This is a genomic window from Brumimicrobium aurantiacum (assembly GCF_003402975.1).
GTDB classification, from domain to species: domain Bacteria; phylum Bacteroidota; class Bacteroidia; order Flavobacteriales_D; family Crocinitomicaceae; genus Brumimicrobium; species Brumimicrobium aurantiacum.
The window spans coordinates 264,275-282,796 of record NZ_QURB01000001.1 but is presented as its reverse complement, the minus strand read 5'-3'; the positions used below and the strand labels follow the sequence as shown (position 1 = coordinate 282,796).

The window sequence follows — 18,522 nt, the reverse complement described above, 5'->3', positions numbered from 1 at the left end:
AGCAGTATATGCTTACCTACAAAGGATTAAATGAACTAATTTCTCCAACGATAGAAACCTGCATTAAACGGCATATTTCCTTGGTGTCTGAGTAATTGCCTAAAAGGTACATGATCTTCGTAATTGCAGACTCTGTGGTCATGTCACCACCACTCACAACACCAATTCTATTGAGCATTGTCGAATTTGCATATTTTCCTTGCGCCACACTTCCTGATGTACATTGTGTAACGTTGATCACGATTCCTCCTTTCTCTATATATTCTTTAATCAATTCGAAGAATAGTGAGTTGTTTGGTGTGTTTCCAGAACCAAAGGATTCTAAAACAATTGCCTTGGCATGATCTGTATTGAACATGCTTCTATACACTTCCGTTGAGAATCCTGGGAAGATTTTCATTAATGCCACACGTCGATCCATTTTGAATTTTGGTTCAAGCTGGGGTAAGTTACTCCTATAAAAAGCAGAAGTATTGTATCGAATATCAACACCCGCTAATGCCAAGTCTAGGTAATTTGGCGAAATAAAGGCCTCAAACGCATGGGCAGAGATTTTGGTTGTTCTGTTTCCTCTATAAAGCGAATACTCAAAATAAATCGCAACTTCTTGAATGATAGACTCACCTTGTTGGTCTTTACTCGCTGCAATCTCAATAGAAGTAATTAAATTCTCTTTTCCATCAGTTCTAATTGTTCCAATAGGCAATTGAGATCCTGTTAAAATCACAGGTTTTTGTAATCCTTGCAACAAAAAGCTCAATGCACTTGCCGTGTATGCCATTGTATCTGAACCGTGTAAAACCACAAATCCATCAAAGTCTTCATAGTTATCTACCACTTTTTGAGCGATGTCTTGCCAGATATCTGGATTCATATCAGAAGAATCAATGGGCATTCCTAATGAAACCACTTTTAAATCAGCATTAATGCGTGATAATTCTGGTATTTGGTCGCTTAAATGATCGAAATCAAAGGCCATCAAGGCTCCAGTTTCTGGATCTTCAATCATTCCAATTGTTCCTCCGGTGTAGATCAATAAAACTTTCGATTTCTCCATTAGCTTATGCTTTTATTGTGAATACTTCTAAGGCATTTTTAGTGGTGATTTCACCCACTTTCTCTTCGCTGATACCATATATGTCCGATAGTTTTTTAGCAATCAAAGGAATGTATGAACTTTCATTTCTTTTTCCTCTGAAAGGTGTAGGAGAGAGGTAAGGTGCATCGGTTTCTAAAACGAGGTCTTCTAAAGCTATATTCTGAATGGCTTTATCTACACCACTATTTTTAAAAGTAACAACTCCGCCAATTCCCAATTTAAAACCACCATAATTCAAAATGCGTTTAGCCTGTTCTTCCGTTCCAGTGAAACAGTGAAAAACTCCAAAAAGACGCTCATCATTTTCTTGATCTAAAACTTCAAAAATTTCATCAAAAGCATCTCTACAGTGAATCACAATTGGTAACTCTTCTTCTTTCGCCCAATTGATTTGCGCACGAAAAGAAGCCGTTTGCTCTGCTTGTAATGTTTTGTCCCAATACAAATCAATACCAATTTCTCCTATGGCAATATGACGTCCTTTTTTGTAGTGTTTCTTTGTTTCTTCTAGCTGTTTCTCCCAATCTTTGGCTACATCACAAGGGTGAATTCCCATCATTGAATAGCAAATACCAGGATAATCTTCAACCAATTGCTCCATTTTGGGAATTGAAGCCAAGTCAATATTCGGTAGAAATAGTTTTTTAACTCCGCTGTCAATCGCACGCTGAATCATTTCAGCTCTGTCTTCATCAAACTGTTCTGCGTATAAATGCGCGTGTGTATCAATGTATGTCATATTACTTATTTCTAATGCGTTTGTAAATTTTTATTCCAATCATTAAGGCAATGGCTACTGCGAAGAAACCAATTGTTCCATAAATCCAGTTTAAGCTGTTTTTCATGATCACTAAGAAAACAATTGCAACAAGTGCTAAAGTAGCTACTTCGTTCCAAAGTCTAAGCTTGTTGGATGTCCAAGTAAACTCATTGTTTTTCAATTTAAACATGATTTTCTGACAAGTGAAATGATAAATTAAAAGCAGTAAAACAAATGCCAATTTGAGATGCATCCAATCCATTTTAAGTAATGCAGGATTGTAAATCAACATAGAGACGCCAAAAATCACTGTTAATATCATCGCCGGTGTGGTAATGATCCACCATAGTTTTTTTTCCATTTCGACAAATTGCTTACTCAAAATGTTTTTCTCAACTTCATCCTTTTCCTGTGCTTCTGTATGATAAATAAATAGACGCACAATGTAGAATAGTCCAGCAAACCAGCTGACCATAAAAATGATATGCAATGCTTTAAAAACGGTATAGCTCATAAAAAGCAAAGTTAAGGGGATTCTTTAATATATATGAAAAATAGTGAGGGATTTGAAAATCAGTAATAAACCATCGGCTATAATTGGAGTTGATTAACAAACTAAATGAAGAGATTGAGAGTTGTTATAATCTAGGTTTTACTTTGGGTTTATGTTCATCAATTTAGGTACAAGGTAAATCAATTCTAGATTGAAGCTAAAAAAAACTCTTGATAATTCGTGTATTGATGTTGGTAATAATTACTTTTTCAAAAGACTTCGAAGAAAAACTATTTCGCTTTTAAGGTGATTAATTTGGTTTTCAAATTGGGAATTCAATTCTTTTGAAGAATAGTTGTGGTTTATTCCTATATTCCCTTCTTGTCTGCAGTTATTGAAAATTTGTTTCTCATTAAATCCAAGGATTTCAATAGCTGGTATTTCTAATATTTCACCAATTTGATTTAATCTATCTATAGTGATTTTTGTTTCACCTGTTTCAATTTTGGAATAAGCCCTTGTACTTATTCCAATTTCTTGAGCTAAGAATTCCTGTGTTAAATTTTTTAACTCTCTAATTTTTTTGATTTTATTATTGGCATCTAGTATCATTATTTCAAAATTAGAATAAAATATTCATTTAATTGAACTTTTTAAGTGAATTAAATTCAAAGTTTGAAAATAAATTTGTAATAATTAATAATTTAACACATTTAAATTTATGAAAAAAATTTTATTGATGACTATTGCATTGTGCTTAGTTAGTGCTCTAAAAGCACAAGTAATTAGTACAAATGTTGCTTCAAAAGTGCATTTTGGTACTTACACCTATTATTTCCTTGAATCAAATACGGACGATATTTATAAAACATCTGCATTCCCTGATGATGTTTTAGCTATTTCGCAGTACGTGGAGTTAAGGTATAATTCAGATAAGGAAACTTACGACATAACAATTCCTGAATTGGATCATCAAGGAACGGCATCACTAGAAAGCGGATCCACCCCTCCAGTCTCAGAAATTTATTGGGAAGATCTTGATATGCCAGCATTTTCAAATAATATGCTGCATTTTGATGACAGTTTACATGCGGTTAACTTTTTTATTCAGCTTGATAGTATTTTTTCTCATTATAATCAATCAGATTTTGATTCAATTGCATTGGCTTTTCATGAACATTATTCAGATTATGTTTCTTTTTGGATGTATCTAGATGCGAAATATCATAATGATGATGATGGTTTGGATTATGATACATTTCTTGCATTAGAAGAGGAAGAATTTATTTCAGACCCAGTGCAACAACTACTCGTTTCTGATAAAAGATTAGTGAGAATTGATGATAGGGTATTTTATTATAATGATTTAAACCAAATAGTAAGTACAGAGTTTGATAACTATGCTGCAATTGAATTTTTGGATTCAGTTAGTGAATTGGAAGACTTTGATATTTATGACCCTTTTAGCACTGTTCTAAACAATGCTGATTTTGAATTGCCATACCATTATGAATATTTTCCGTTTAATAATTTACCTACTCCATATGATGATCGTGTTCCTGGCGATGGTGATGGCAACGATGATGGTGATTCTCCACTTGCCTCAATTGTTTATGTTGGATTCGATGATCCGAATCAAATTCGCTATACCTCGTATGTAATAACTGATAATGCGCCAAATGACTGTGATCCAAACACTAAGGTTCTTTCGGTGATTTTAAAAAGGGGTGAAAGAGAGTATTGGGACTCAAACGGAGATGGTAATGTTGATCATTTAGACCAATATGATTGGGTTGATTTACCTTATTATTTTGATGCGAGTAATAATGCGGAATTAACAGTAGATTGGGATGATGGATCAGCGATAGAGGTATTCCAAAACTATTCATATGGAGAAGGTAAGTACCACTTTTATTCTAACCTTGGTACTTATTATCCGACAACAACATTAACTCTGTTCATTCCAGAGGAGAATCAAGCCGTTACTTTTGTTGATGGAACAAACGCTCCAAACACTGATGCTGATCATTTTACATTTGTTAATAATGGCTTATTATGCTCAAACGCTGAAAAACAAAGATGGAATCATAAAGAAGATGGTGATTATAGATTACGAACTAAAATATGGGTAAATAACAATTTTTTTGGTAAACATTTTGGAGCCTATACACAAATGTGGAAAAAGAATGCGTTCGGTAATTTTAATAATAAAAAAGCAGATGCTATTGTGGTGAATATAATAGGTACCTTTCGAAATGATCAAGATTGTACCGTAAATACAACCAAATCAGGAAGCAAAACAAGATCAAATAAAAAAGAAGCAAGAAAATCGAAAAGCAAGGTATTTGATGATAGTAAATGGGCAATTGGAAACGAGGATATATATTCATATCATTATTTTTTCAATGGTGGAACTACAATACTCCATAATATGATATTGAATTTATGTGAATAATTTTTTTAACTTTATAATAATGTTCAGACAGATATCGTATCTGTCTGAACATGTTTTTATTTTAGATACATAACTTATGAAAACTAATCTTCCCAATTCTTCTTTATTGTTTTTTTTGGTAATATTTTTTTCGTCTATAATCTATGGACAAAAAACTAGAAAAATTGAAATTTACAATAATCCATTTGTTTATCGAGGCAATGTAAACAATCAATTCACAACAGTAGACCATAAATATGTTGTAGGAGAGTATCAAGTGCCTTATATTTTTGAAACAGGATTAAACTATGTTTCACAAAAAGAAAAGTGGGGATGGTATGCTGGGCTTTCTTTTATGATGGAACAACAAACTTTTTCATTGGAATTCTACGCTCCTGCAGAGTATTATGTTTATAGACCAACACGCATATTTCAATATAATTTTGATTCCTACTTTATCAGTTATAAAGCTGGGGTAAATTATTCATTAACATCAAAGATTCAGTTAAATTTAGGTATTAGTATTTATGATCAAATTGCTCCTTGGTACAATTTCCCTGGACACAAAAGTGATTTATCAATGGGATACAAATACGAACCTAATGCAGACCCAGGCCCACATCCTCCAGAAGAACTCCTAATAGCCCATTACAATATTGAAATACATGATGGTACTCCGTACTCTACTTACTTTATCCCAGAGTTACGAATAGATTATGAGGTCTTTAAGGATGTTTGCCTAGCTTTCGGAGTTCGATCTAAATTTTGGACAGGAAAATTTGATTATAGGTTTATTGCAAAAGTAGATGGCTATCTTGACGAAACAAATCAAATACATCAAACTTTTCATGAGTCCAAAATTAAAAGTCAAGGATTGTACACCTATATTGGGATTAAATATGATATTCCAATAGAAAGATGGACTTCAAAATAATTTTAAAGCTTAATTTATTTTAATATGAAAAATCAGTTCCATATTTTTACAATGATTTTGGTGTTTTTGTGTACTTCTCAATTTTCAAAGAGCCAGAATACTGAATTAGAACATACAATTCAACCTTTCTATACTCCTTTTATATTAAAAGCAGGTAATCTTTCTAGGCAGTACGCTTCATTGTCCAATGAACGTGTAGATGTAGAGTACGCCACTCCCTTTATTTTTGAATCTGGAATAAACTATGTCATTTCATCCGAGAAATGTGCGTGGAGTTTGGGATTTTCATTTATGAACCAACATCATGTTATGAGAAGCACATATCCAAATCCCTATGAGGAATATGAAAGTGATTATGCGTTGGAAAATAAATTTAAGTTGAAGAAGTTGACTTCAAACTTTGTTGGATTTAAAGGAGGTGTAGGGTTTAGTCCATTTGAACGATTCCGAATAAATTTTGGTGTGAATGCTTATTTTTCGGTCACACGGAAGTCAAGAATTCAATATTATGGTATACATAATCAGGCGTCATATCATAAAGATAATGACAGCTTTCAATATACTTATGAACTAATGACTCCAGAAGGTTTGCAAACAGTTACCACAAAAACCAAAGTAATGTATGAAGAACAAAAATCCAAACCAATTTTCCTTCCAGAAATCAGTTTAGATTATGAACTTGTTCCAAATTTGTTGTTAAACCTAGGTTTTCGTTGCCAATTTTGGGAAACACCCGAGAATTATCGTTTTAAATACACAGAAAGTGGTTTCATACACTCTACAACTTTTGAAGAGGAGGAACTTCATGAATCCAGAATTACTGCACAAGGTTATTATTTCTGGCTTGGTGTAAAGTATGATATTCCTATCCTTTTTAGGAAAGAATGAGGATTGTTAAGTCTTCTTCCTTGGTCCCTCCCGATTTTTACTGGACAAGTTATCCAAAAAGAGATGTAAAAGAACTATCCTTTTATAATGAGATCAAGGTTAACTTAACTTTGGATTTTTTGATGAAAAATAAAACCAACTACTAAATATAAATCATTATTTACCTTTCTTTAACTTAATTGTCTCCTGCTTGTATTAATTTTGTAGAAAAATCAAGATGATGAAAGCAAAAGCAGCAAAGGAATCGACTACTATAACAACTAAAATTGTATTGCCTAACGACACAAATCCACATGGGAATTTATTTGGAGGACAACTATTGGGTTGGATGGATGTCACAGCAGCGATTTCTGCTCAACGTCACTGTCGAAGAGTCGTTGTAACTGCTTCTGTAAATAACGTTTCGTTTGGTTCTCCAATTAGAGAGTCGGATGTGGTAACGCTTGAAGCTAAAGTTTCGAGAGCATTCAACAGTTCAATGGAAGTTTTTATCGATGTATTTGTTGAAAATCAAGTGTCAGGTGTCCGTTCTAAACACAATGAAGCAATTTATACTTTTGTTGCGGTTGATCAAAACGGTGGTCCAATTAGCGTTCCCCCGATTACTCCAGAAACAAAAGAAGAAATTGAAAGATATGATGGGGCATTAAGAAGAAAACAATTAAGTCTTATTCTAGCAGGGAAAATGAATCCTCAAGATGCAACAGAATTGAAAAGATTATTCTTGCCAGAAGAAGAGTAGTTTTTCAATTACCATAAATTTGATAATATCAATTCTTTAGGGTTATCAAGCGTTAACCAATCTTTGATTTCGACTTTTAACAGAACCTTATTTACTGATTGTTGGTGCAAGGTGATTTCACCATTTAGCTCCGGTGAGGTTATCGAGAGCTGTAATATGTTTGGTGAAGAGAACTTCTTGAATTTATTAAGATTAATCGCTGCTTTTACATTCTTTGCTGAAATTTCTGTTTCTAAAGGAGGAAGCAAGGCAATATGTAGTTTGTCTTTTTCTTGGTTGACATTTGGAAGTTTAAATACTGTGTTTAAAGCTGATTCAATCTCTTTACTTTCCCAGAAAATCCCAATGTCTAGGACACTGTCGATGGTTATGACTTCTTTTTCAATCTGATTAAAATTGTCGTCAAACTCTGTGATGTATTGAACTTTTTTCTTGACTTCTCTGCCTCCTAGTTGAATCGAAGCATTTCCTGTCCATTGTGAGAGAAGTTCGGCCCATTTTGAATCAAAATTATCAATGAATTGATATCCCAAATCGCTTAAATATGAATTTGAATATCGTTTAAAATGTTTTGAATCAACATTGAAAAAGCTTTGGATGACATTTTTTTCAGAATTATAGATGAGTACACTATCCTGATGTTTTTTTAATGGATGTGGGCCTTTCGTTTGCCAATCAATGAATAATTGAAAATCATCATTGCTTGTGTACGAGAATGTTGCAAAGTCTGTTGAATCGAGTGTAGATTTATTGGCAGTATTAATAATTCCAATGCCTTGAGTGCTTAGGGTATTTTTAAAAAACGAATTTAAAGGATTTTGATTTATCGCTATTGATTCAGGAAGAGTGTTGCCATAAGTTAGTTTAATATATCTTTCTTTAACGACAGCACTAATAGGGAGGTTTTTAGAAAGGAATAGCGATGGATTTTGATTAAATGTATCAAGTTGGAATAAAGTCGCTAAAAGTTCAAATGACTTTTCAAAAGCTTTTTGATCCGTAATTTCAGCATACAATGTTGTCGCATTTCCTTGGTAGAAATCATGGGTGAGAAAAGCATTTTCAGATTTGATTCCTGATGTTTCAAGTGTGTTTTTTATTTTTCCCAATAATATACCTAGACCTATTTTCTTCGTAACATTATTATTGAACAATATGGCTTCGTCAACCATTTCTTCAAGATTAGCATGGTAAATAATATTTGCTTGTTCAACTTGATTGATAAGTTGAAAAGGACGATCATTTTTGTTTTTTAGGAAATAGACGAAAAAAGCAACTACAGCGCTTGTAATAATAACTGCAGAGATAAATTTTACTGTAGTGCTTTTGCGCATAAAAAGAGTTTAGTCATTGAATAAAAAAACTGAGTTGATCAATTCGAATAAGAAGTAACCACCATTTTTGTAGGCTCCATTTGTAATCATATTGATTTGGTAACTCATTCGGTTGTCTTTGATAGGTGTTAACTCCACATCAACTTTTCCTGTTTTGTCTCCAAACAAACGAATGAATTTTTCCTCGTTTTTCATTAATCCTAAATCTAAAATATCTGGAGTAATGGTGCTGAAGTCCATGTGAGCATAAACCATTGTAGACTTTCTAGCTTTTTTATAAATGTCTTTATTAAATGCGTTTTGATCAAAACCATTCAAATGATCTTTTACCACACTTTCGTCATTTGTTACAATTAGAATATCATCAACAATAGCAATATGGAAAGGTATACCTAAATCGAATGGACCTTGTTCAACGGTATAATAGTACTCATTTTTCGTCACTTTTTCTTCTCCTAATTTATTGAAAGCCTTTAAATACTTCTCTAGTAAATAAGCACGTTCATTAGAAAGAGCAAAGGTAAACATCGGAATTTTCTCTAAGTAAGTTGTATCAACTTCTGTGTATTCGAATGTTTCGCTATCATATTCGTAAGATGTTTTTGACAGTAAAACTTCCTTAAATCCAGCATAAGAAACCAAAACCTTTGGAGGGTAAACCGATGTTACTGCTTCTATGTCTATAAATTCATCAATAGTAGACCAAACCGCAGATGCTAAAACCATTTCACCATCATCAGAAGCGTCAAGTTTAGGCATGTAAATCTCTTTCAACTTCTCATATGCCCCGAAAGTATTCAAATTATAAATAGCTAAGCCTTGTGCATTGTCAGGTACATATTTAAAAAGATCTTTATCTATTTTACCTGATGATCCTTCAGCAATGATTTCAGCAAAATTATCAGATACTTTTATATTCCAATCCATTTCAATACCTGTAGGAGAGAAATTGATGTAGGCAAATTGACGCATATCTTTAACCTCATCATAAATATATTCTTTCACAGGATAATGTCTTAGAACATTAACCATGTCAAGGTTCATTATTGGATTGATATACATTTTCGCATCAGAAGATTGTTTACTTACTTTTCTAAATTCTTCATCATTATCATAAAGGTTGTTGGCTGGACTTTTTACGAAGTTTAAATGCATGTTTTCAATATTCAATTGCTCAGCATTTGTAATAGAATCAAGGACCTCATCATATCTTTTCTTTAAGGCAATTTGTTTTAGCTCCTCATCAGAAATGATTTCCTCTTCCACTATTTCTTCTTCTTCGTAAATTTCCGATGGAGGCATCTCTACAGATTCTTCTTCCAAATAAGGCTCTTCATATACAATAGTTTCCTCTACAGGTTCGTATGCTTGACTTTCATAATAATAGTCATTGTAAGCATAGATGTTCTTTGGTTTTTCCCAACCTTTTCTTGCATATAATGCATTTGTTTTGTCACGATAAACATAATTGTTATAATCAATTAGGCTAATGAGTAAAGTTGATTTTTCAAGTGAAATTACTCCTTTGTTTGATTTTACAAAGCCTTTGAGTCTTAATTCTGCTTGATCGTATTGATCAAATAATTGAAGGACTTTTTCTTGGTCATCAATTGGGATAATCACATTCATCGATTTGAATCCACTTTTCTCAATGTTGAATACAATTAATTTAGAAGAAAAGTTGACACCTAAATCGTATAGATTTTGAATCTTATTTTCATCTGTTGAAATAGTCCTTAAGGTTTTTTTTACAAATTCTAATTGATTGATTTCTTCAATTGGAACTGATTTAGCAATTTTTCCTAAGTCTACCTCCATTACGAAGTAGGCTGAATCTGAAATCATTTTCTCAACCTGACTAAATGTTGAGAATGTAATTAGTAGGGCAAATAGTGAACAGAATATGTTTTTCATAAGTTTATTATATATAAGGTGTAAATTTAATAAAAATACGATGTATTATTTTTTAGTTGTGATGCAATAATCAATTAATGATGGTTGATCGATGATTTGTTTAGGTGTTAATTGAAGCATGGCAGCCTTCCTGTTTTTTGAGATTTTTAATAAATCTGAGCTGGCTGTCGATATTTCATTTTCAAATCGTTGAATAAAAACGCATTTTCCTTCATGAAGTTTTTGATATGCTTCTTCTGATTTTACTTTCTCTTTCCATTGATTAGGCATTAATGCTCCAATTTTTCTTTTGTACAGATTATTAGAATGAACTAAAACAATTGCCTTTACATCATCATTGGCTGGTTCCTTGCTGATTTTTTCAGAAACTTGAATAATAGCATCCTTTAAATGTGTTAAAGATTTGAAGTCTAAACTCAGTTTCAACACCCAAGAATCAGTGTCAAGAGAAGAAGTGATGTTTGATATTCCATCGTTTTCCTTTAATAAATGGGTGTATTGATTTAGTTCTGCTTGTAATTCTTTTTTACTAGGAACTTTTTTTCCTTGAATGCTGTCCATCACCATAATTGAATTGATTTTGGGGGTGCTTGCACTTAAATTGACAGTTAATTTATAAGTTCCACTACCATCACTTTTTAGTGTTGTATCTTCAATGAGTTCAAAACAACTTGTAAAGCTGAAAAGAATGAAAGAGAGTAGTAAAATTCTGAGTATTTTATGCATAAATGATTCTTTGACAACAATATTAGTTGTTTTTAAAGGTATATTTTAAAATTTGTCGAAAAAAATATGTTTTTGGTTTTAGTACCGATATTTTGTGACAAGAATGACTTAAATTATGGTGGTTTTGTCTTAGGAACCATCTTATAGTCTTAATTATTAGTCTTGTACCTCTTTATTTTTTTATCTATTATTGGAAAGCTAAAAAATAATTGTTGGACGATTATCCGACATTTGTCGCTTAATGGCTGTTTTTAATCGACGAGTATATCAATAAATCCCATGTATTTAGGAATTTAACCGATTAATTTGTTTTGTTTGTGACAAAGTTCACATGCGGTTTTCTTGCAAGGCTACGTTTCGAAATTAAAAATGCTTATCTCAAAAAAATAACTATTTTATTTATACTTTTGTACCAGTAGTAGTAGGTTAGGTTGATTAGTGTGATAGGAGCTTAGAACGCCAGTTCTGGGCTCCTATTCTTTTTTTGTAGAATAGTTTGTTTATTTTTGTTGACTACATTCCACAATACTCAAGCAAGGTGATCGATAAAAACACTCTTTCAGAAAATATCTTTAAAGTTAAAACAGAATCAGATTTTAATCGGTTAGCTCTAGAAGTTTATAATTATCAGTACAATCATGTATCATTATATAAACAGTTTTGTGATACATTGAATAGACCGGCTCCTCAGCATTATTCCGAAATTCCTTTTCTTCCAATTTCATTTTTTAAGACCCATCAAATTTTATCAGATGAATTCTCAAAGGAAGATGTGCTACTTTTTAAAAGTTCTGGAACAACAAAAAGTATTCGTAGTCATCATTATATTGCTGATGTGAATTTATATGAAGATTCGTTCAATAAAACTTTTGCCAATCAAATTACTGAACCAAAGTCTGCTATTATTTTGGCTTTACTGCCCAACTATATTGAGCAAGGAGAATCTTCTTTGGTTTATATGGTAGATGCTTTAATTCAACAAAGTGAAGATGATTTGTCAGGATTTTATTTATCAGATATAGATTCTCTGATCGAGGTGATTGAGCAAGCGAAGCGAACAAAGAAAAAGGTGGTTCTTTTCGGAGTTTCTTATGCTTTACTTGATTTAGCAGAAAAGAAAATTGATTTGTCAGGTGTAATTGTCCTTGAGACTGGTGGAATGAAAGGCCGAAGAAAGGAAATGATCAAAGAGGAACTTCATGAAGTATTATGTGAGGGATTAAATCTGAAACACATTTACTCTGAATACGGAATGACTGAATTACTGTCTCAAGGTTATACAAATGGTACAGAATATTTTACTCCAGCACCATGGATGAAAGTCTTGATTCGTGATGTTAATGATCCACTTCATATTCGCAATGATGGAAAAACAGGAGGTGTTAATATCATCGATTTGGCGAATTTATATAGTTGTTCATTTATTGCAACCGACGATTTAGGTGTTCAAAATCACAATAAATTTAAAATTTTAGGTCGTTTTGATCAAAGTGATATTAGAGGTTGTAATTTATTGGTTAATTCGTAGAGTGGAACGTTATTTGTTCTTATTTTCGTATAAACATTAGAATCAAAAATAAAGAGAATGAAAATACTTATTGCATTAATCACAGTATTGTTTTTAGGAAGTTGTGCAACAAAGGTTGCCTACACGACAAAGATTAAGGAGGAGTTCGAATTAACTTCAGACAAATTGAAGAAAGTACAGTTCTATACTTCAGAAATCATTATTTTAGAAAGAAGTGATGAGCAAACAAAAATTGTTACAACTGGTGATGATGGTGAATTGGTAACCTCTGAGCGTTCAACTTCTGAGCGTATTGTTATTCCAGCAAATCGTCCATGTATCTTTGAAGAATTGGAAGAAGACGGAACTGTTCAAATTCGATTTGAATTAGGTAACGGAAGGGTTTTAAGGTTTGCTGAAAGAAAGAATATTTCAGATGGACGTTTCTACCTTGTTGCACAATGGCAGAACGGTAAAGGTGAACTTGATTATGGTGGATCTGTATATTACGCAGTGAAACAAAGTGCTTCGGCCTACTTAATGGTGAAATTGAAAAACTGGAAAAAGAATCAACAAAAAGACCGTGTAGTAAAAGGTATGAAAATATAAATTTAATTAAGGAGTGTTTAACGCTCCTTTTTTTTGTCTTAATTTAAAAATAGGAATTATGAAAATTACGTATTTGGCGCTAATCTGCCTTGGCTTTTTAGTAGCTTGTAACTCTTCTCAAAACACTGAAGAAATCAGCAGTGACTCAAAGGATGCAGTTGTTATAAGTTCAGAAATTGAAGTGGGAAAAGAACTAGAAACAGAGAAAGATTCACTTCCAAGTATTGAAAATAATAGATTGAAGGTCAATGATGAAATGATGCCTTTCATTAAGGAGGGACAATTGTTGGTGACAAGTTTTGAGAAAACTGGTGATGAAGATTATTTGAATTTAGCAAATGAATTGGCAGAGCAGAATTCAAAATTAATCTCAAGTTGTACAATGTCTGGTGGAGATCATGATGTATTACACGAGTGGTTAGCACCTCATTTAAAGCTGACAAAAGACCTTCAGAATGCTGAAAACATCGAAATAGCCAATAACATTGTAGATTCTTTAGTGGCTTCTTATCATACTTTTGATCAAAACTTTCGCTAAATGTAAAGAAAGAAATTTAGCAATATATAAGTGTTATAGAAATTTGTTTTACAAAGCAATTTTAAATTAATTATGAATAAAACAGCAACTATACTTGGAGCAACAGGACTAATTGGGAGTCATGTTTTGGAATTCCTTAAGAAGAACTCTGATTACGATGAAATTCGTGTTGTATCGAGAAGGCCACTTTCAATTGATCATCCAAAAGTAAATGTTGTGGTAATTGATTTCTCTGATATGTCCCAATTTGAAGAAGCGATTAAAGGAAGTGATGTCGTATTTTGTGCCATTGGTACAACCCAAAAGAAGGTGAAAGGTGATAATGAGAAATATAAATCTATAGATTATGATATTCCCGTTAATGCCGCCACGTTTTGTCTGAAACACAATTGTGAACAGTTTCTGCTTGTTTCTTCTGTAGGTGCTGATCCTTCAAAAAAAGGCTTTTATTTAAAATTAAAAGGAAAAGTAGAAGAGGCTATTAAATCAAAAGTGAACGAGAAGACAGGTTTTACTTCCTTGTCCATTTTTAGGCCTTCATTGTTGTTGGGGAATCGTTCTGAAAATAGATTTGGTGAAGGGGTGATGCAATTCGTTGGGAAGGCTTTCAAATTTTTGACACCCCAGAATTTCAAGCCTATTTATGGTGAAGAAGTGGCTAAATCAATGGTGAATGCTGCCCGAAATAGCAAAAAAGGAATTGCTGTTTATCATTATAACGAGATGAAGGAACTTAATTAAATCTTGAATTCGATATTTAAAATCCTCCCCCTTAGTCCCCCTCCAAAGGGGTTAACATAGAGACTCACTTTTATGTATGCGATTGATGATTTTGATTGTTAAGCATAATCTTAAATGGGCAAGATTTGGTCCGAAGCATCTCCTTCTAAGGAGAGGGCAGAGGAGAGGGTGTCAAATCACACTAACAAAAAAGGAGCTCAATTTCTTGAACTCCTTTCAATATTGTCTTATTCTGGTTTTGTAATAATGTGTTCAATAGCAAGGCGTGATTAATTTTGAAACCTAAGGAGTTGACATTTGTCAATGACTGCTTTCAAAAATAATTGCAACGCCGATAGTGGACATATTATTACGAAACTATTATTAAGTAGTTTGTTTTCTTACCTTTACCTAAAAGAATAAACATATCGTTGATCAATTGCTCCTCAGTTAAAACAAAATCTTCTTTTACCTTCGTTTTATTAACGCTAATCGCATTTCCTTTTAACTCTCTTCTCGCTTGACCATTTGAAGCTAAGAATCCTGTTTTTGCTGATAACGCATCAATAATTCCAACACCTTCTTTCAGTTCTTCTTTACTCAGTTTTGCTTGAGGAACTCCATCAAATACAGATAAAAAGTCTTTCGTTGATAGTGATCTTAGATCATCTTCCGTTGATTTACCAAACAAAATATTAGAGGCTGCAATTGCTGTTTTTAACGCTTCTTCTGAATGAACCATAATTGTAACTTCTTCTGCCAATTTCTTTTGTAATTGACGTTGGTGAGGAGCTTCGTTATGTTCAGCTACTAATGTTTCAATTTCTTCTTTAGATAAAAATGTAAATATCTTAATGAATTTTTCGGCATCTTCATCTGAAGTGTTTAGCCAATACTGGTAAAATTCGTATGGCGAAGTTCTCTCTTCATCCAGCCAAATGTTACCTCCTTCAGTTTTACCAAATTTGGTTCCATCTGCTTTTGTAATTAATGGACAAGTCACGGCGAATGCTTTTCCGCTTTCCACACGACGTATCATTTCTGTTCCAGTGGTTATATTTCCCCATTGGTCAGAACCTCCCATCTGAATAGTTACTTCGTTTTCTTTATATAAATGTAAAAAGTCATTCCCTTGAACCAATTGGTAAGAAAATTCTGTAAAAGACATTCCTTCAGGATTTTCTCCAGTTAATCTTTTCTTAACTGAATCTTTAGCCATCATGTAATTTACAGTGATGTGTTTTCCTACGTCACGGATAAAATCAAGAAATGAAAAATTTTTCATCCAATCGTAATTGTTTACTAAAACTGCTGCATTTTCATCTTCAGTGTCAAATGCTAGAAATTTACTCAATTGTTTTTTAATCGAATCTTGATTGTGTTTAAGCTCCTTTTCATCAAGTAAATTTCTTTCTTGTGACTTTCCAGATGGATCACCAATCATTCCTGTTGCTCCACCAAGAAGTGCGTAGGGTTTGTGACCTGCCTTCTGAAAGTGACGTAACATCATCACACTCACTAAATGTCCAATGTGTAAAGAATCTGCAGTTGGGTCTATTCCCACATAGGCTGAGCGCATTTTTTCCAATAAATGCTCTTCTACACCTGGCATGCTGTCGTGAATCATGCCTCTCCATTTTAGCTCTTCGATGAAGTTCTTGTCCATTTTCTTTATTTTTTTTCAAAAATAGTATTGATAAATGAAATTCTCACATTTCTTGCGTTTTTTATCTAATTCAGTATTTGATTTTCAGCTTGGAAATTGTTTCTTATAGAATAGGATTTTTCTATATTTATAAAAAACAAACTAAACCAAATAAAATGTTAGAATCTAATATTACTGAAAAGTCACTTAAAGAACTGACAGAATCATACTATTCAATTGATTCTTTAGCAAATTATATAGACATTTATAGAATCTCAAAGGAAGATCCTGTTGATTTCTGGAATACCATCGCGGAACGTAATTTTTCATGGCGAAAAAAATGGGATAATGTACTCAATTGGAATAAAGAAGAGGCAACTGTAAAATGGTTTGAAGGTGCAAAATTGAACATTACAGAAAATTGTATCGATAGACATTTGGCAACAAAAGGTAACCAAACCGCAATTATATGGGAACCTAATGATCCTTCTGAGGAAGCACAGCACATTACTTATAATGAGCTTTCAAGTCGTGTTAACAAAATGGCGAATGTGCTTAAAAACAACGGAATCAAAAAAGGAGATCGCGTTTGTGTATACTTACCAATGATTCCAGAGTTGGCCGTGACTGTATTAGCATGCGCTAGAATTGGAGCAATTCACTCTGTTGTTTTTGCAGGATTCTCTGCTACAGCTTTGGCTTCTAGAATTAATGATTCTGAATGTAAAATATTAATTGCTGCAGATGGTTCGTACCGTGGTGCTAAGAAATTAAATTTAAAATCAATTGTTGACGAAGCCCTAGAAGAATGCCCTTCAATTGAAACGGTTATTGTATTCAATAGAGTAAATCTAGATATTGATATGAAAGCGGGTCGTGACCGATGGTTGGACAAAGAGCTAAGTTATGTTGATGATGTTTGTGAAGCGGAAGAAATGGACGCAGAAGATGAATTGTTCATTCTCTATACTTCTGGAAGTACAGGAAAACCTAAAGGTATGGTTCACACAACAGCTGGTTATATGGTTTATTCTGCATTTTCATTTAAGAATGTATTCCAATATAAGGACAATGATATTTATTGGTGTACTGCCGATATAGGTTGGATCACAGGACATTCTTATATTGTATATGGTCCTTTATTAAATGGAGCAACAACGGTTATGTTTGAAGGTGTTCCGTCTTATCCAGATTACGGAAGATTCTGGGAAATAATTGAAAAATACAAAGTAAATCAATTCTATACTGCACCAACTGCTATACGTGCATTGGCTAATCATGATATTGCATTCGTTAATAAATACGACCTTTCTTCATTGAAAGTTTTAGGATCGGTAGGAGAGCCAATTAACGAAGAAGCATGGAATTGGTATAACGATAATATTGGGAAGAAAAAATCACCAATTGTAGATACATGGTGGCAAACAGAAACTGGAGGAATCATGATTTCACCAATTCCATTTGTTACTCCTACAAAACCTACTTTTGCAACACTGCCATTGCCGGGAATTCAACCAACTTTGTTGGATAGTGACGGAAATGAAATCGAAGGAAATGGCTGCAGTGGAAGGTTATGTATTAAATACCCTTGGCCTAGTATCGCCCGTACAGTTTATGGCGATCATCAACGCTATAAAGACACTTATTTTTCTGCATTTGAAGGAATGTACTTTACAGGAGATGGTGCCTTAAGAGATGAGGTAGGCTATTATAGAATTACAGGTAGAGTTGATGATGTGGTTATTGTTTCTGGACATAATTTGGGAACAGCTCCTATCGAAAATGCCATTAATGAGCATCCAGCTGTAGCAGAGTCTGCAGTAATTGGTTTCCCTCATGATATTAAAGGAAATGCTTTGGCAGGCTTCGTGATTTTAAAAGATGAAAGTCGAGACCATGATAATCTTCAAAAAGAAATCAATGCAATTATTTCGAGTCAAATTGGACCAATTGCAAAACTTGATAGAATTCACTTTGTGTCTGGACTTCCAAAAACCAGAAGTGGTAAAATTATGCGTCGAATCCTAAGAAAAGTTTCTTCAAATGAAATGGAAAACTTAGGCGATACTTCTACTTTGTTAGACCCTACTATTGTGGATGAGGTAATAACAGAAGTGAAAGCAGTGCTGAAATAAATGGCCAACCTTTTTTCAATTTTTAACGTACTTTGATTAAACTT

17 protein-coding genes are annotated in these 18,522 nt (G+C 33.1%); 9 read left to right on the top strand and 8 right to left on the bottom strand.

Going from position 1 to position 18,522, the window contains the following annotated elements:
- Nucleotides 1-16: 16 nt before the first annotated feature.
- The 4 genes from DXU93_RS01275 to DXU93_RS01260 form a co-directional block, all read right to left on the bottom strand.
- On the bottom strand, nt 17-1,057 hold the full coding sequence (locus DXU93_RS01275; RefSeq protein ID WP_116879426.1) for an asparaginase: 1,041 nt from the start codon (nt 1,055-1,057) through the stop codon (nt 17-19).
- A 4-nt stretch (nt 1,058-1,061) separates the two neighbouring features.
- Nucleotides 1,062-1,838: a TatD family hydrolase gene (locus DXU93_RS01270; protein ID WP_116879425.1), complete on the bottom strand. Its 777-nt coding sequence runs from the start codon at nt 1,836-1,838 to the stop codon at nt 1,062-1,064.
- A gap of 1 nt (nt 1,839) precedes the next feature.
- Nucleotides 1,840-2,373: a protoporphyrinogen oxidase HemJ gene (gene hemJ / locus DXU93_RS01265; RefSeq protein WP_116879424.1), complete on the bottom strand. Its 534-nt coding sequence runs from the start codon at nt 2,371-2,373 to the stop codon at nt 1,840-1,842.
- A 240-nt stretch (nt 2,374-2,613) separates the two neighbouring features.
- Nucleotides 2,614-2,964 carry a helix-turn-helix domain-containing protein gene (locus tag DXU93_RS01260; RefSeq protein ID WP_116879423.1) on the bottom strand — a complete coding sequence of 117 codons (351 nt, stop codon included), beginning with the start codon at nt 2,962-2,964 and terminating at the stop codon, nt 2,614-2,616.
- Between the two features lie 109 nt (nt 2,965-3,073).
- Between DXU93_RS01260 and DXU93_RS01255 the strand changes: the two genes are divergently transcribed.
- From DXU93_RS01255 to DXU93_RS01240, 4 genes are all read left to right on the top strand, one after another.
- A complete protein-coding gene (locus DXU93_RS01255) occupies nt 3,074-4,807 on the top strand; it encodes a hypothetical protein (protein ID WP_116879422.1) in 1,734 nt (577 codons plus the stop codon).
- Between the two features lie 76 nt (nt 4,808-4,883).
- The gene (locus DXU93_RS01250; RefSeq protein WP_116879421.1) at nt 4,884-5,720 is read left to right on the top strand and encodes a hypothetical protein; all 837 of its coding nucleotides are present in this window, start codon (nt 4,884-4,886) and stop codon (nt 5,718-5,720) included.
- A gap of 24 nt (nt 5,721-5,744) precedes the next feature.
- Nucleotides 5,745-6,608 (top strand): hypothetical protein, encoded by an 864-nt coding sequence (locus tag DXU93_RS01245; protein ID WP_116879420.1) that lies wholly within the window; start codon nt 5,745-5,747, stop codon nt 6,606-6,608.
- A gap of 220 nt (nt 6,609-6,828) precedes the next feature.
- Nucleotides 6,829-7,350, top strand: a complete 522-nt coding sequence (locus DXU93_RS01240) for an acyl-CoA thioesterase (RefSeq protein WP_116879817.1) — start codon at nt 6,829-6,831, stop codon at nt 7,348-7,350.
- 8 nt (nt 7,351-7,358) lie between these two features.
- Here DXU93_RS01240 and DXU93_RS01235 read toward each other — a convergent pair whose 3' ends face one another.
- From DXU93_RS01235 to DXU93_RS01225, 3 genes are read right to left on the bottom strand one after another with little or no spacing between them, the layout of a single operon-like run.
- On the bottom strand, nt 7,359-8,684 hold the full coding sequence (locus DXU93_RS01235) for a hypothetical protein (protein WP_116879419.1): 1,326 nt from the start codon (nt 8,682-8,684) through the stop codon (nt 7,359-7,361).
- A 9-nt stretch (nt 8,685-8,693) separates the two neighbouring features.
- Nucleotides 8,694-10,598, bottom strand: coding sequence for a hypothetical protein (locus tag DXU93_RS01230; RefSeq protein WP_123776010.1), 1,905 nt, complete (start codon nt 10,596-10,598; stop codon nt 8,694-8,696).
- A gap of 45 nt (nt 10,599-10,643) precedes the next feature.
- Entirely contained in the window at nt 10,644-11,324 is a 681-nt protein-coding gene (locus DXU93_RS01225; RefSeq protein ID WP_116879417.1) for a hypothetical protein, read from the bottom strand.
- Between the two features lie 538 nt (nt 11,325-11,862).
- On the opposite strand from DXU93_RS01225, the gene DXU93_RS01220 reads away from it, so the two are divergent.
- The 4 genes from DXU93_RS01220 to DXU93_RS01205 all read left to right on the top strand — a co-directional run bounded on the left by DXU93_RS01220 (nt 11,863) and on the right by DXU93_RS01205 (nt 14,719).
- Complete coding sequence (locus tag DXU93_RS01220) at nt 11,863-12,852, top strand: LuxE/PaaK family acyltransferase (RefSeq protein WP_240623402.1); 990 nt, start codon at nt 11,863-11,865, stop codon at nt 12,850-12,852.
- 57 nt (nt 12,853-12,909) lie between these two features.
- Complete coding sequence (locus DXU93_RS01215) at nt 12,910-13,440, top strand: LamG domain-containing protein (protein ID WP_116879416.1); 531 nt, start codon at nt 12,910-12,912, stop codon at nt 13,438-13,440.
- A gap of 58 nt (nt 13,441-13,498) precedes the next feature.
- Entirely contained in the window at nt 13,499-13,978 is a 480-nt protein-coding gene (locus tag DXU93_RS01210; protein ID WP_116879415.1) for a putative periplasmic lipoprotein, read from the top strand.
- A 72-nt stretch (nt 13,979-14,050) separates the two neighbouring features.
- Nucleotides 14,051-14,719: an NAD(P)H-binding protein gene (locus tag DXU93_RS01205; protein WP_205679213.1), complete on the top strand. Its 669-nt coding sequence runs from the start codon at nt 14,051-14,053 to the stop codon at nt 14,717-14,719.
- A 349-nt stretch (nt 14,720-15,068) separates the two neighbouring features.
- On the opposite strand, the gene tyrS is transcribed toward DXU93_RS01205, so the two are convergent.
- A complete protein-coding gene (tyrS, locus tag DXU93_RS01200; RefSeq protein ID WP_116879413.1) occupies nt 15,069-16,364 on the bottom strand; it encodes a tyrosine--tRNA ligase in 1,296 nt (431 codons plus the stop codon).
- 155 nt (nt 16,365-16,519) lie between these two features.
- On the opposite strand from tyrS, the gene acs reads away from it, so the two are divergent.
- Nucleotides 16,520-18,478, top strand: coding sequence for an acetate--CoA ligase (gene acs, locus DXU93_RS01195; RefSeq protein ID WP_116879815.1), 1,959 nt, complete (start codon nt 16,520-16,522; stop codon nt 18,476-18,478).
- Nucleotides 18,479-18,522 lie beyond the last annotated feature (44 nt).

Excerpts from the sequence above, each read along its gene's own strand:
- DXU93_RS01235 (WP_116879419.1), bottom strand. The coding sequence starts at position 8,684 with ATGCGCAAAAGCACTACAGTAAAATTTATCTCTGCAGTTATTATTACA.
- DXU93_RS01215 (WP_116879416.1), top strand. The coding sequence starts at position 12,910 with ATGAAAATACTTATTGCATTAATCACAGTATTGTTTTTAGGAAGTTGT.
- DXU93_RS01245 (WP_116879420.1), top strand. The coding sequence starts at position 5,745 with ATGAAAAATCAGTTCCATATTTTTACAATGATTTTGGTGTTTTTGTGT.
- DXU93_RS01260 (WP_116879423.1), bottom strand. The coding sequence starts at position 2,964 with ATGATACTAGATGCCAATAATAAAATCAAAAAAATTAGAGAGTTAAAA.
- DXU93_RS01230 (WP_123776010.1), bottom strand. The coding sequence starts at position 10,598 with ATGAAAAACATATTCTGTTCACTATTTGCCCTACTAATTACATTCTCA.
- DXU93_RS01240 (WP_116879817.1), top strand. The coding sequence starts at position 6,829 with ATGAAAGCAAAAGCAGCAAAGGAATCGACTACTATAACAACTAAAATT.
- DXU93_RS01225 (WP_116879417.1), bottom strand. The coding sequence starts at position 11,324 with ATGCATAAAATACTCAGAATTTTACTACTCTCTTTCATTCTTTTCAGC.
- tyrS (WP_116879413.1), bottom strand. The coding sequence starts at position 16,364 with ATGGACAAGAACTTCATCGAAGAGCTAAAATGGAGAGGCATGATTCAC.
- DXU93_RS01210 (WP_116879415.1), top strand. The coding sequence starts at position 13,499 with ATGAAAATTACGTATTTGGCGCTAATCTGCCTTGGCTTTTTAGTAGCT.
- DXU93_RS01270 (WP_116879425.1), bottom strand. The coding sequence starts at position 1,838 with ATGACATACATTGATACACACGCGCATTTATACGCAGAACAGTTTGAT.
- DXU93_RS01255 (WP_116879422.1), top strand. The coding sequence starts at position 3,074 with ATGAAAAAAATTTTATTGATGACTATTGCATTGTGCTTAGTTAGTGCT.
- hemJ (WP_116879424.1), bottom strand. The coding sequence starts at position 2,373 with ATGAGCTATACCGTTTTTAAAGCATTGCATATCATTTTTATGGTCAGC.
- acs (WP_116879815.1), top strand. The coding sequence starts at position 16,520 with ATGTTAGAATCTAATATTACTGAAAAGTCACTTAAAGAACTGACAGAA.
- DXU93_RS01250 (WP_116879421.1), top strand. The coding sequence starts at position 4,884 with ATGAAAACTAATCTTCCCAATTCTTCTTTATTGTTTTTTTTGGTAATA.
- DXU93_RS01205 (WP_205679213.1), top strand. The coding sequence starts at position 14,051 with ATGAATAAAACAGCAACTATACTTGGAGCAACAGGACTAATTGGGAGT.
- DXU93_RS01275 (WP_116879426.1), bottom strand. The coding sequence starts at position 1,057 with ATGGAGAAATCGAAAGTTTTATTGATCTACACCGGAGGAACAATTGGA.